The sequence below is a fragment of the Thiothrix fructosivorans genome, assembly GCF_017349355.1.
Lineage (GTDB): Bacteria > Pseudomonadota > Gammaproteobacteria > Thiotrichales > Thiotrichaceae > Thiothrix > Thiothrix fructosivorans.
In genome coordinates this window covers 744,539-758,170 of record NZ_JAFMPM010000008.1, presented here as the reverse complement: position 1 = coordinate 758,170, position 13,632 = coordinate 744,539, and the positions used below count along the sequence as shown (strand labels likewise).

At 51.2% G+C, this 13,632-nt stretch carries 13 protein-coding genes; 3 read left to right on the top strand and 10 right to left on the bottom strand.

Annotated features, from left to right (window positions below):
* Window positions 1-56 precede the first annotated feature (56 nt).
* From phoB to J1836_RS17955, 3 genes are all read right to left on the bottom strand, one after another.
* Window positions 57-743, bottom strand: a complete 687-nt coding sequence (gene phoB, locus J1836_RS17965; protein ID WP_207252482.1) for a phosphate regulon transcriptional regulator PhoB — start codon at window positions 741-743, stop codon at window positions 57-59.
* A 150-nt stretch (window positions 744-893) separates the two neighbouring features.
* Window positions 894-3,152 (bottom strand): PhoX family protein, encoded by a 2,259-nt coding sequence (locus tag J1836_RS17960; protein ID WP_207252481.1) that lies wholly within the window; start codon window positions 3,150-3,152, stop codon window positions 894-896.
* A 67-nt stretch (window positions 3,153-3,219) separates the two neighbouring features.
* On the bottom strand, window positions 3,220-3,972 hold the full coding sequence (locus J1836_RS17955) for a lysophospholipid acyltransferase family protein (protein ID WP_207252480.1): 753 nt from the start codon (window positions 3,970-3,972) through the stop codon (window positions 3,220-3,222).
* A 140-nt stretch (window positions 3,973-4,112) separates the two neighbouring features.
* Between J1836_RS17955 and J1836_RS17950 the strand changes: the two genes are divergently transcribed.
* Both J1836_RS17950 and J1836_RS17945 read left to right on the top strand, forming a co-directional pair.
* Window positions 4,113-5,264, top strand: coding sequence for an RNA-guided endonuclease InsQ/TnpB family protein (locus J1836_RS17950; protein ID WP_207252479.1), 1,152 nt, complete (start codon window positions 4,113-4,115; stop codon window positions 5,262-5,264).
* Between the two features lie 98 nt (window positions 5,265-5,362).
* Window positions 5,363-6,178: an RMD1 family protein gene (locus tag J1836_RS17945; protein WP_242632909.1), complete on the top strand. Its 816-nt coding sequence runs from the start codon at window positions 5,363-5,365 to the stop codon at window positions 6,176-6,178.
* A gap of 46 nt (window positions 6,179-6,224) precedes the next feature.
* Here J1836_RS17945 and J1836_RS17940 read toward each other — a convergent pair whose 3' ends face one another.
* The 3 genes from J1836_RS17940 to J1836_RS17930 all read right to left on the bottom strand — a co-directional run bounded on the left by J1836_RS17940 (window position 6,225) and on the right by J1836_RS17930 (window position 8,884).
* Window positions 6,225-6,524, bottom strand: coding sequence for an isoamylase early set domain-containing protein (locus J1836_RS17940; protein WP_207252477.1), 300 nt, complete (start codon window positions 6,522-6,524; stop codon window positions 6,225-6,227).
* Window positions 6,525-6,589: 65 nt separating this feature from the next.
* Window positions 6,590-6,976, bottom strand: a complete 387-nt coding sequence (locus tag J1836_RS17935; RefSeq protein WP_207252476.1) for an acetylxylan esterase — start codon at window positions 6,974-6,976, stop codon at window positions 6,590-6,592.
* Between the two features lie 81 nt (window positions 6,977-7,057).
* Entirely contained in the window at window positions 7,058-8,884 is a 1,827-nt protein-coding gene (locus tag J1836_RS17930) for a pyruvate kinase (protein WP_207252475.1), read from the bottom strand.
* 194 nt (window positions 8,885-9,078) lie between these two features.
* Here J1836_RS17930 and J1836_RS17925 point away from each other — a divergent pair, with 194 nt between their 5' ends.
* Window positions 9,079-10,122, top strand: a complete 1,044-nt coding sequence (locus J1836_RS17925; RefSeq protein WP_207252474.1) for a substrate-binding domain-containing protein — start codon at window positions 9,079-9,081, stop codon at window positions 10,120-10,122.
* Between the two features lie 114 nt (window positions 10,123-10,236).
* On the opposite strand, the gene J1836_RS17920 is transcribed toward J1836_RS17925, so the two are convergent.
* The 4 genes from J1836_RS17920 to J1836_RS17905 form a co-directional block, all read right to left on the bottom strand.
* Window positions 10,237-11,043, bottom strand: coding sequence for a UDP-2,3-diacylglucosamine diphosphatase (locus J1836_RS17920; RefSeq protein WP_207252473.1), 807 nt, complete (start codon window positions 11,041-11,043; stop codon window positions 10,237-10,239).
* Window positions 10,994-11,692, bottom strand: coding sequence for a class I SAM-dependent methyltransferase (locus J1836_RS17915; protein WP_207252472.1), 699 nt, complete (start codon window positions 11,690-11,692; stop codon window positions 10,994-10,996). The genes J1836_RS17920 and J1836_RS17915 overlap by 50 nt, the downstream gene beginning before the upstream one ends.
* Window positions 11,693-11,694: 2 nt before the next feature.
* The gene (locus tag J1836_RS17910; protein ID WP_207252471.1) at window positions 11,695-12,909 is read right to left on the bottom strand and encodes a BtaA family protein; all 1,215 of its coding nucleotides are present in this window, start codon (window positions 12,907-12,909) and stop codon (window positions 11,695-11,697) included.
* A gap of 85 nt (window positions 12,910-12,994) precedes the next feature.
* Window positions 12,995-13,453, bottom strand: coding sequence for a helix-turn-helix domain-containing protein (locus tag J1836_RS17905; RefSeq protein WP_207252470.1), 459 nt, complete (start codon window positions 13,451-13,453; stop codon window positions 12,995-12,997).
* Between the last annotated feature and the right edge of the window lie 179 nt (window positions 13,454-13,632).

Here is a 13,632-nt window from a genome sequence, read left to right as displayed (position 1 = left end):
CCGTCATTTTGCGGGGTCAATACTGCAAGACCGTGACGTTTTTATGACGATTGTGTTTAAGCCAGCGGCGAAAAACGGTAGCCCGCGCCGCGCACGGTTTGGATGTACTGCTCAAAACCGTGCGGTGCTAACGTTTTGCGTAGACGCAGAATATGCACATCCACAGTACGCTCTTCCACGTACACATTGCGCCCCCACGCGTTATCCAACAATTGCTCGCGGGTATACACACGGTCGGGGTGCTGCATAAAAAATTTCAGCAAGCGAAATTCGGTAGGGCCAAAGTCAAGTACCACATCATTGGCGGTTACACGATGGCTAAGTGGGTCTAAACTCAACCCTTTAAAGTCGATAGTTTCAGCAGGCTGGGTGTGATTAGTGCGCCGTAATACCGCTTGTATCCGTGCAATCAATTCAGCGGGTGAAAACGGTTTGCTGATGTAATCATCAATACCCGCTTTGAAGCCATTGATTTTGTCGTTTTCTTCCGTGCGGGCGGTGAGCATAATCACCGGAATGTCTTGGGTGTGAATGTCACGTTGTAAACGCCGCACGATGTCCAAGCCGCTCGTTCCCGGTAGCATCCAGTCCATAAGGATCAGTTCGGGGCGTTGGCGCTCAATTTCAGCGTAAGCCTGTTCAGCATCAGCGGCTTCGCGAAGTGCGAAACCCGCTCGCCCTAAAGCAAAACCGACCATATTACGGATGGGCTGCTCGTCATCGACAATCAGGATTGTGCTCATGTTAAACCTGTCTGAATTCCATTTTATTCAGGGATTTAACCCGAATTGTGTGTCAATTCGATGACAAAACTCCACAAATAAAAAAGCCCGGCGGTTAACCGGGCTAAAAACTGAAAACACCTTTATTTATAACTCGCTTTCCTTAAACACTTAAACGCCGACTTTGCCACCGTCGTTACGGGTAATCACCACGGTTGCAGAACGCGGACGCGCCGAACCACCCGCTGGCCAATGACTGGTGAACTGGGTTGGATCAGTAGCCGATGTGCTGTTTTCGCCGGGATGTTGGATATTGACGAAAATCGCCTTGCCATCTGGCGTTTCGGCAATCCCAGTGATTTCGCAATCTTTAGGGCCAACGAGGAAGCGACGTAATACCGTGGTGCTAGCTTTTTTGCCTGCACGGGTTTTAACCGCTGTTTGACCGGAAGGCACACCTTGGTTGTTAATCGTCGTTTCTGCACCGTCACCCACCGTACCCGGAACGGCTGCCAACATCATGCAGTTGGTGGTATCGGTGTAATAACCATCGTCGGTTTGTACCCATAATAAACCCGGTGTGGCGTAGCTGAACCACAAACCATCAGGACTGGAGAAGTCGTTTTCAGCCGTCAAACCTGACAGGTTAACGTCTGCGGCAGCATCCGCTTGCGCCCCGAACAGGTAAATATCCCAGTTGAAAGCAGTCGCCGCATGATCGCCACCTGATTCTTTCCAGCGGATAATGTGACCATTGACGTTGCCTTTGCTCGTCGTTGTCCCTTTCGCATCGGAATAGTAACGCGGGTTAGCCGCATCTAACGGTACAGCCGCCGAACCGCGCCCACTGCTGGACACGTTGTTGGTGAGGGTCATGTAAACTTCGCCGTTGAGCGGGTTAACGGCTCCCCACTCTGGGCGATCCATCTTGGTCGCGCCAACTGCATCGGCAGCGATACGGGCATTGATCACGACATCGGCTTCATTGGCAAACGCATAGCTGGCGTAAGTAGCAACCTTCGTATTGCTCAGACTCAACAACTCCCATGTACCTGTGCCATCAGCACTGAACTTAGCAGCGTACAGCTTGCCAGAATCCATGTACTTATCGCCTGCGGCTGCTCCGGCATTCGCATCAGTAGCACTCCACAGCGCGGTGGAAACGAATTTGTAAATGTATTCGTTACGCGAGTCATCACCCATGTAGAACACAATCGGCTTACCCACAACCGGCTTCGCAGGCCAGCAACCTTCATGACCGAAACGCCCGAAAGCAGTACGCTTCTTCGGCATAGAGGTTGGGTTGAACGGATCAATTTCCACAATCCAACCAAACGTGTTTGCCACATTGCGGAAGTCATTGGCAGCCGTCGTACTCGTTACACCCGCATTCCAGCGGCGGTACAAGTCAGTGGTATCGCTTGACCCCGGACGTGACCAGTTGTAACGCCCAGAAGTCGCATTACTCATGCCATAACGTTTGAAAGCCGCGACTTCTTTAGCCGTGCGTACCGTATCGGCTTCACGGCGGTAGAAATACCCGGCCCAGTTTTCTTCACAGGTCAGGTAAGTACCCCATGGGGTGTAACCGTTGCCACAGTTATTGATGGTGCCGCGTGTATTTGTACCAGCGGTGGAATGAGCCGTCACCATCAGGTCGCTGCTACGTGCAGGGCCGGTCAATTCCATATCAGTTGCGGCATTGATACGACGGTTCAAAGCGGAACTACGGTTAACTTGGAAAGCAGTGCCATTTTTGACAACGTTAACGACTGTTACGCCATGCAGTGCAACTTCCTTATCAATTTCAGTCGTTGGACGCGCAAAATTCACATCAGCATCCACGCCTTTGGTGAGATCAGCATCCACAGGACGTGATTGTCCCGTTGCGTGCATAAAACCTTTATCTTCAGAAACTTCGTGATTAGAACACAGCACGCCATTAGAAGCGTTGCCGCTGTCAATGCCCGTACCAGCGGTATTCAAGCCGAAGTAGTGCATTCCGTCATGGTGGTCGCCCACTCGGAATTCAAAACTGGCAGCATCATCCGTGCCTAAATTGCTGTAAGCAGGTGTCGCATTGTTGAGTGGGTCACCGGTTGCCATCAACACCGTCGCGGTGTAACCCGCCGGAACAGTCAAGGCATCCGCAACACTTTTCGCCACAGGGTTGAAGCTCAACGTCAAGCCGCTTGTACCAGTATCCGTCGTTGTACCAGTATCCGTCGTTGTAGCAGTCGCCGTGCCTTCAACGGCAGCATTATCACTACCGCAACCACTTAAACTTGCGCCCATGACAGACGCTGCCATCAGCGCAAAACTACCCCGCAACAAACCCCGACGGGTCATGCGGGCTTCGAGGATTTGTTCAAAAGACGGATTATTCGAGGTGTTGTAACCAATATCATCGGGATCAACCAAATTGCTCATGCCTATATCCTCAACAGGGTTCGGAAGGTTGTTGTACGGGCAAGAGCGTAACGCTGAAAATTGACCGTTATGTGGCAGTTTTATGAAGAATTGATTGCCTGATGCGTTGTTCGCACAACGTCGCTAACGCCTTGCGATTCATTGCAGTGCTTGGAATCGGTTCAAGAAAGTGTATCTGCACCACAATGGATGATTCTTGCAATACGCCGGTTAAGTTGTCCCATAACGATTGTTGCCCAACAAAAGGTACAATCGGATGCGGCTCACCCTGACTCCCCACGTAACGCAGCGCGATCGGTTGCACCGCAACACCCGCATCCAGCGCGGCGGCAAACAAACGCGCATGAAACGTTCCCACATCCGCCCCAGTGGTGGTCGTGCCTTCGGGAAACAGTAATACCGAACGCCCCGCTTGCAAGGCTACCAAAATCGCAGCGGATGCCTGTGTGGCTGCCCCCGCCTTGCCGCGTGTAATGAACAATGTCCCCGCTTGCTGGGCTAGCCAACCAATCACCGCCCAGCCACGCACTTCTTGCTTGGATAAAAAACGCGGCGCAACCACGCCCCCTAAGACGGGAATATCCAACCATGAAATATGATTGGCGACCAATAACGTACCTTGTGGTGCAGGTGTACCCGTGCACGTCATCTGTACCGCGAGAATGCGCCCAAGTTTGCCCAACCACCACCGCATCATGCGTTGGTATAAGGCGCTATCCCCTGTCTGGCGCAACAGACCCAACCCTGAGGTGAGAATCATGCCTTGCAGCACATGCCAACCAAACCGACTTAACCGAACGATACGACGTAGTTGTTTCATCCATCTTGCGCGAGATGCCCCGGCCTTATAGCCGGGGAGGGATAGCGCGTCGGCAGTAGCCGACCCTCTTCTCGCTCCTCTTTAGTTAAGCTATCTTGGTTAAACACGCATAACTCACCGCATCAACTATACTGAGAGCCATGCAAACGAAACGCGCCTACAAGTTCAGGTTTTACCCCGACCAGCAACAAGAAAAACTGCTGGCGCAAACCTTCGGTTGTGTGCGCTACGTGTACAACAGCATCTTGCGTTACCGCACGGATGCCTATGATCAGACGCAAGAAAAAATCGGTTATACGGGCGCGAATGCCCGATTGACCGCCATCAAGAAATTGCCTGAGTCGCTGTTTCTGAACGAAGTCTCCAGTGTCCCGTTGCAACAATGCTTGCGAAACCAGCAAACCGCGTTCAAAAACTTCTTTGAAGGTCGGGCGAAATATCCCGTCTTTAAATCCAAAAAACACCGCCAGTCGGCTGAATTCACTTACCGCGCGTTCACCTTTAAGAACGGTGAATTGAAACTGGCAAAGTGTGAACAGCCTTTGGCGATTAAATGGAGTCAGACGCTTCCGTCCGATCCCACCACCATTACCGTTTCCAAAGATCAGGCAGGGCGCTATTTTGTGTCTTGCTTGTGTGAATTTGATGCCACGTTGTTGCCCGTTACCGATAACAAGGTGGGCATCGACGTGGGCATCAAGGATTTGTTCGTCACTTCTGACGGTTTCAAATCCGGCAATCCCCGCTATACCGCAGAATACGCGACCAAACTTGCGAAATACCAACGTCGTCTTGCCAAGAAGAAACTCGGCAGCAAGAACCGGCTGAAAGCCAAACGCAAGGTTGCCCGTATTCACGCGAAAATCGCCGATTGCCGTTCGGACAACTTGCACAAGCTGTCCCGCAAACTGATTAACGAGAACCAAGTGGTTTGCGCTGAAAACCTCGCCGTGAAGAACATGATTAAGAACCCAACATTAGCCAAGCACATTGCCGATGCAAGCTGGGGTGAATTTACCCGCCAGCTTGCGTACAAAGCAAACTGGGCGGGAAGAACATATGTCGAAATCGGCAGGTTCTTCCCCTCCAGTAAGCGGTGCAGTGGTTGTGGATGTGTAGTTGATCGTTTGCCATTGGCAGTACGTGTCTGGGAATGCCCTGAATGCAAGGTAATCCACGACCGTGACGTAAACGCTGCTCGCAATATTTTAGCCGCCGGACGGGCGGTGTTAGCCTTTGGAGAGAATGTCAGTGGCGCGTGCATTTCGGTGTATTCGTCCGGTTCTCGATGAATTAGGAATCCCCTTCCTTCAGGGAGGGGAGGAAGTCAAGAATCCTTCACATGACTGCGGTAAAATTTTTACTGTACATTGGCATAATGGAATATAACGTGAATAATCTACTACTCAATCATCAATCAGATAACACCATTCGTATTCATGCCACGCTGATTGGCAGTCGCATTGATGCCAAACCGTTCCGTGCAGATGAAACGCTTGCCATCAACCCACTCACCATTGCCGTCCCCGATAACGGTTGCGTGGTGCTATTCCGCTATGGCGTCGTGGTGTTTTTTGGCATGACCATGGCGCAAGAAAATCAATTCCTGCAACGCCTGTTACCGCTAACCCATGAGCCACGCAACCGCCCAGATGAAGAATCCCTACACTTGCGGATTGATCCTAACAAACTTGAAGGCGCGGATGCCGACGGCAGCTTGTGGCTACACGATACCTCCATACAACGCCTGCAATTGGTCGCAGAGATGCTGGCACGCAGTGCGGTACTCTCCGACGATGAAGGGCGGCTTACCAAAACCTTCGAGAAAATCGAACCGCTAGCACAAAATCTCAGTAAAAAAGGGCGTGTAGGACAACCCAAGCAAGTGTTACTCACCTATATCGGCGACTCCTTACTCAGCCAGCAACGCATGGTCGGGCGTGCCGAAGTCGCCGATAAACCCGATTTGCTGTGGGAACGCCCCGAATTAGAAGGCTTGTATTTACGCTTGGAAGATGAGTTTGAACTACGCGAACGTCATCTGGCACTGGAACGTAAACTGGAGGTGATCTCCAATACCGCCGAAACCTTGCTGGATTTATTGCAAACCCAGCAAAGTCATCGGGTGGAATGGTATATCACCATTTTGATCGTGGTTGAAATTGGCTTGACGCTATACGAGCTGTTTTTTAAAGGGCGTTATTGAAAATAATTATTCAGACAATTTTATTTTCAGGGAAATCCCAGCGCTTTCAAATACGTAAAATCCCGTTTTCCCCGTCTATGCCGTTACTCACGTATCCATCGGCTTCCCAGTCATTTTCCCAACGGCTATCGTCATATACGTAACGGAACTGGTATTCCGTTTTTCCCGTATCCAGTTCCAGCACCGTGGTAAATTCACCGTTTTTTAGAGCGGTCATGGGATGCCGCTGCCAATAGTTGAAATCCCCTATCAAGGCAATTTCGCGGGCAGACTGGGCGGCGGATTTACTGATGCGGAACGTGACTTTGCACACAGCGCGGGTTTTCAAGTATTGCTTTTTCAACATGGCTCAATCTCTTTACTTAAGCGTGAACACAAAATCTCAAGCAAACTTTATGCCAACACGATCTTCTAACAACAAAAGCCCCGCAAGCACGGGAACAGCAAAGCAGTGCCTGCCAGTTTCAAGCGAAAATCCGGTGCATCACAACCGCCATAACCATGCCCAAACACGAGAGCACGGGTCACAGGCTGCCCTTGCGGAATCAGCAACCACCCTTCGATAACCCACTGATCTGTCGACAGATAACGCACATCGTAGATCTCAAAGCCGTCACGCACCACTCCCGTATGCTCAATACGTGGGCACGGCTGCACGTGGAGCGCACGGGCATAACGCGCTTGCCAAAAATCCGCAAAATCCGCCGGAGCAAGCGGCGCACCTACCGACAAAAAATCATCCAGCGAATAGCCATAGCCGGGGTCAAAGGCAAAACCATGCGTAAAACGAGCGGACATAACACTTCCTAAACAGTCACGGAATAGGCATTGTAGCTCACCCCTTTCGCAACAGGTCATCCGCTCATGGCAATATTTGAGCTAAAGTCCGCCGTTTCGACACACATTCAAAGGACGCATCATTAAGCGGCGCTTGTGGTAGTGGCTTTCCATGCGCTGCATGATGCCGTCCAGAAAACGTACTGTTTCGACGATGTGTGGCCCTTTGTTAAGCATGGCGCATTCGGCGCGGATGCTCATCGCAGCGTCACTGATTTCCGCACGGGAAGGCGCACCTTTTTTCGCCATGCTTTCCAGAATCTGGGTTGCCCATATCACCGGAATATGCGCGGCTTCGCACAGCCAAAGGATTTCCTCCTGCACTTCGGAGAGGCGCTCGAAACCAACTTCCACCGCCAAATCACCGCGTGCAATCATTACCCCAACCGTGGAAGAGCGCAGTGCGGTTAACAAAATGGCGGGAAGGTTCTCAAATGCAGCACGATTTTCGATCTTGAGAATAATGCCCGTGTCGGGGATACCAAGACGTTGCAGGTGAGCTTGCAGGTCTGCCACATCTTGCGGGGTACGCACAAACGACAACGCCACCATGTCCACCTTGCCCGCCATTGCTTCCAGATCGGCAATGTCTTTAGCCGTCAGGGCTGACGTGTGGAACACGGTATCGGGGAAATTGATGCCCTTTTCTTCCCGTAACTTAGCACCACCGGGCGAGGTATGGGTGATCCTCAGCCCAATCATTGCGCCATCACTGCTTTCCACCGTACCACCAATCTTGCCGTCATCCAGCCACACTTGCTGACCTACCTGTACGGCACTAAAGGCTTCATCCAGCGTACAGTGAATGCGAGCAGGTTGGATTGGCACACCTGTTGCGTCACGCACCGCAGGCATCCCCGCTGCATCATCACGGGTCAGGAGCAATGGATCACCAACTTGCAGCACAAGGGGAGGAGTCACTTCATGCACATTAATTAACAAGCCTTCGCCAAGTTTTTTGTCGTTACGCTCGAACAGCAACTTAGTGTTTTCCTGCAAATAAGCGGTATGCTCCGTCGTCACCAAGCGGGCGTGCTGGTGTTTTGCCACAATACGCAATTCGCGGCGGGCTTCGCGGGCATCCGTGAGCAGGATGTAATCGCCCGGACGGGTTTCAGCCAACACCGTGCCGCTAACTTGTAACGTGGGGAAATCCTCAGCAACCGCATCTTCGCCTTCAGGAACTAGCCAAATGCGTCCCGGCATATACACATGCCCAAATAAGTCACGCAAAGGCTTGAGCTTGATGATCCGCCCAACCGCTCGAATCGTGCCAGTACGCAACTTTGGTCCTGCTAGATCAAGCTGGATTTTGCCGATTTTTCCCGTACTGGCTTCTGCCAAGCGCAGATTGCCGATCATTTGCTGCCAAGTATCGGCATTGTCATGGGCGCAGTTAATCCGCATGACATCCATACCTGTTTCCAACAAATTGCTAATCAATACCTGACTGTCAGCAGCTTCCGAAGGCATTGTCACCATGATACGAACATCGCGGTGCGCTGGGCGCAAGCCAAACAGCGCGGTCGTCGAACGCTCTAGCAACTCGCTACTAGCAGCAACGGACACAGGGGCAGCAGGTGCTTCCGAGGGTGCTTCACCTTGCAAGCATTGCAGAGCAGCAATCACGCTATTGAGGGTTGCCAACGTATGCGATTCCAAAATACCGAGTGAACTCAGACCCCGTTCAATCAACCCAAGCTGTAACTCGCGCAATTCGTGGCTACGTACCGAGAGGTAATGCAGCAGGTTATATGCCGATGCCTGATGGGTTGCAGCCACCCCGTCAAGCCCCGGATAGTGAGCGGCAAAAACCACTGCCTGCCGACGAATCCAGATGAGGTGATCCAGTAAATGTTTCGCGTCCATGCTTATTGTCCTTTTGGATTGCGTGTCCTGTTAGCTTATTCACAGGAATGCTACGCCTGCCATATTGCAGTCTGATGACAGGATGCACGCCCATGCTTGTCATTATTCCTTCACAATACCGTCATAAAGCCTTCACTGAAACGCTCTACGATGCGCACACATCAACCCCGAAGTTTTTTTCAAGGAGCTTTTAAATGAAACAACTCACGCTAGCAGTCGCATTGGGTCTAGTGGCTGCTGCCGGTGTAGCCCAAGCCCGTGACAATATCGAAATCGTTGGTTCTTCCACCGTTTACCCTTTCTCTACCGCAGTAGCTGAACAGTTCGCTAAGAAAACCGGCATGGCAGCACCGAAAGTGGAATCCACCGGTACAGGCGGTGGTATGAAACTGTTTTGTGCAGGCAATGGGATCGAAACGCCTGACATTACCAACGCTTCACGCCGCATCAAAAAGAGCGAGTTAGAAGGCTGCATGAAAAACGGTGTTGATGCCGTGACTGAAGTCAAAATCGGTTTCGATGGTATCGCTGTCGCACAAGCGAAAGATGCGCCACCGATCAAGCTGTCACGCCGCGAATTGTATTTGGCATTAGCAAAAGACGTTCCAACAGGTCCTAACGGTGAATTGCAAGCCAACACCTATACCACTTGGAAAGACGTTAACCCTGATATGCCGGATGTCAAAATCGAAGTCATGGGGCCACCACCAACCTCTGGTACGCGTGACGCACTCGCCGAGTTGGGTTTAGAAAAAGGCTGCTTGCTGTTCCAAGGTATGCCTGAACTGAAGAAAAAAGACGAAAAAGCCTTCAAAGCGGCTTGCACAACTGTGCGTGAAGACGGTCATTACATCGAAGCAGGCGAAAACGACAATCTGATCGTGCAAAAGCTGCAAGCGAACCATAAAGCCGTCGGCATCTTTGGCTACAGCTTCCTTGAGCAAAACGCTGACTCCCTGAAAGCCGCCGCGATTGATGGCAAAGAAATCAGCTACGACAACATTGCCAGCGGTGCTTACCCACTGTCACGTCCCCTGTTCTTCTACGTGAAAAACAGCCACGTTGACCAAGTAAAAGGCATCAAAGAATTCATGGCTGAATTCGCCAGCGATGCAGCCCTGAGTCCAGAAGGCTACTTGGCAGAAAAAGGCATGGTTGCCCTGCCTGCGGCAGAAAAGAGCGCGTCTATTGCAGCAGCAACGGCACTCAAGCCAGTATCTATCAACGAATTGAAATAATAGTAAGAAGCTCAGGAAAGCTAATGAATAACAATAATCCATTCAATAACTAACGATTCCAACAACGAAAGATTCAAAAAATGTTAAGGGAGCAGGGATGCTCCCTTTTTTTATCTACGCCGCCAGGGGTTCTGCCGCAACGGATGGAGATTCATCAATACGAACCGCATCCAACTGTGTCCAGTACACCACACGTAAACTACCATCCCACTCTTCCACCAACGCCGTGCAACTTTCCACCCAATCACCATCGTTGCAATACAAAATACCGTCAATCTCCCGGATTTCAGCATGATGAATATGCCCGCAAATAATGCCATCCAGTTCACGCCGTTTGGCTTCTTTCGCCAAAGTTTCCTCAAACGCTGAAATGAAATTCACCGCTGATTTGGTTTTGTGTTTGAGGTACGCCGATAACGACCAATACGGGTAGCCCATCCGGCGGCGCAAGCGATTGTAAACGTTATTAGCCACCAGCAAGCGTTCGTAAGCCCAATCCCCTACGATAGCCAACCAGCGGGCAAACTGCATGACCCCATCAAACTGGTCGCCATGCAGCACCAAAAACTTGCGCCCATCCGCTGTGGTATGCACCACTTCGTCCTCCAAATTGATCGCGGTAATGCGGTGGCGAATGAAGGGACGGATAAATTCATCATGATTGCCACTGACGTAGGTCACATGCGTACCGTGTTGCGCCCGCTCAAACAGCAAGTGCAAAATCTGGTCGTGGAACGCATCCCAATACCAGCGTTTGCGCAATGCCCAACCATCCACAATATCGCCGACCAAATAAAGGTGTTCAGCGTGATTGTGTTGGAGAAAATCGAGGAGTAACTCGGCTTTGCACCCACGCGAGCCGAGGTGCGTGTCAGAAATCCAGATACTGCGATAGGTTCGGCAGTTCTGATTGATAGTCATTGGGATTTCCCCCTTTCTGGTAATGCGCAAGCAAAGCGTAACGCCCACTCAAGTGGTGCATTCGCAGTTGATCATGCTGTCGCGCTGCCAGTTGTTCCAAATACGCGGGAACGGCAGGATCAGGGTGAACATGAAACCAATCCAGCCATTGCAATAAGAGCTTGCGAAACCATGCTGGCATGGTTTGCTGATCGGAAAAATCCACCACATGCACATACCCACCGGGCTTGAGGATGCTCAACGCGTGTTCCAGCACCTCTTGCCAACTGGGAATCATCGACAGCACATACGAAAACACGATGTGATCAAACGGTTTACTTAGCCCAACATCGGCTGGGCTGATTTGCCCCGCCAGCCCTTGTTGCAGGGTAATTTTATGTTCATACAGCGTGCCGCGCAGGTTCAGATGCGCCGTTTCCAACATTTGCTGGGAAGCGTCAATACCATACAACTGGGCGGCGGGGTAGCGATACGCCAGCTTGGCTAGATTGCGCCCCGTGCCACAACCCATTTCCAGCACGGTTTGCCCCGGTGTCACCACCATTTCAGCTAATAACTGATCACGCCCTAATAGGTAATACTTGCGTGACAAGTCGTAAACATACCGTTGATAACGGTACTGCTGATCCATTTTCTGTGCAGCATCCATCGTCAATCTGCCTTGCGGTAGAGGTGGAAACCACCGTAAATCGCCGAACGATCTTGCTGGAATAATTGCGAGGAAAGCTCAGCTTCATACACAAACTGGCTGCGCAACGCGGCAGGCAAGGCGGTTTCTAGGGGGGATTCAGCGGCAGCGGTACGGAAAATAATGCGCGTGCCCGGTTTGCCGACCCGTGCAACTTGCGTCCACAACTGGGTGAGAACCGTATCCGTCATCCAATCTTGGGCATCAAGGAACACAAAACGGTCGTAGCTGTGCGGGGCTTGCTGTTCGAGGAAGTCGATCATTGAGCCGAGGTACGTATCGACCTTGCCCAATTGACCACGAATCGCGGCATAGTTTTCCGCTTGCAAGTAATCAGGCAGCGCTTGACGTTTCTCGTGGTCGTAGCTGTGGCTAAATCCTTGCCATGCAAAGTAATTCTGTTGAATCGGTGTAGCGCACGCCAACCGTTCCACCCGTTCGCGGTACTGCGCAATCAGGTTGCCCTGCGCTTGCATCGCTTTGTATTGCTGCGGTGGAATGCCGAGGCTAAACACCGACATCGGTAATTTACCCAACAACTTCACCAGTTTATTGTCGAAAAATGGGGCGATGTGTTGGCGAAAAATCGCTTGCTGTTCGTATAGGCTGGCAGCCGTCAGTAGTTTTTCGGGCTGATAGTTCGTTCGACGCGCTATCCAATGCAAAAAGCGCATGAAATAGCCGAAGCGGGTGTGGCGATACAGTCCATCGCGAAACATATGGATGCGCTTCTGACCGAGGATGTTACGCCCCTGCCAGAAGCGCTCCAGTTCTTCCTCCAGATGCGGCTGGATATAGCGGTTATAAAGCGCTACATTATTATCACGGTCGGCATAGCCAACAAAATCGTAAAAACTGGCATGATCCGGCAAATGTTTCATCGCCGCCAGTTTCAGGCGCGTCAAGGACAAGTGGTAAGGGTTCAGGTCAAGAGCGGTGATATGTGCCGGATGCGCAGTAAGGTAATTCAATACATTGCAACCACCGGAGGCAATCGTCAGTACGCGGCTTTCCGCTGTCAGTTGCAAGGCTTGCAAATCCACCGCTGGGTCTTCCCAAATCTGGTTGTAGATGAAGCTATTGAACCAAAAGCTGAATAAACGTTGCTGCATTCCCATCAAGGATGTTGGGGCATGTTGATGCACAGCATCGCGCATTGCGTCGGAAATACCTGCCATGAAACTCTCACTAACAAAATCGAATCGTGGGCTTGAGGCTAAGGCTTGGGAATGACGGCAACGTGACGCTTGTATGATGGTTTTATTATTGCCTCGCCATCACGGCATTGATGCAGGCACGCCATTCCTTGATTTCGAGGGATTGAGAATGAGGTAAAAGTTCTCCTCGGTATAAGTGACGGGCTTCAGCCACTTGATGTTGGCGAATGGCTGCCCACAAGGCGATAAAATCGACCCAAACCGTCCCCACCAAACGGTAAGTTCGCGCACTGATACGTCCATCCAACAGGGTGCGCAAGTGGGAAAGTTCAGCTTTCAAAGTAGCGGTAGCGACATGCTCATCACCGTAGAGAATCGCGTGACAGGCTTCTAAAGTCAGCCCTTCGGGGTTGAGTGCGAGAACACACAGAATTTCCAGCATACGCGGGCTGAGGTGGAGTGGTTTATCCCGAAAAAATATGTACGGCGACCCAAGTGCGTGGACTTCTAATTCACTTTGCGGACAGCGTTGCCGCCATCCAAAGGGTGGAGACATGACAGGCATTCTTGTATTCCTCACAGGTGACAACTCGTTTTTTTTTATTGATGATTGAGTTTTATCAATGAGAAAGATACTAATTATCCAGCCACAAGGTGTCAATACTGTATGACAGCTTAATAAGCCTATTCACCCTAGGGGTCAACCATAGGGTGAATAGGGGTCGGTTGCGGTGCGTTAAGAGC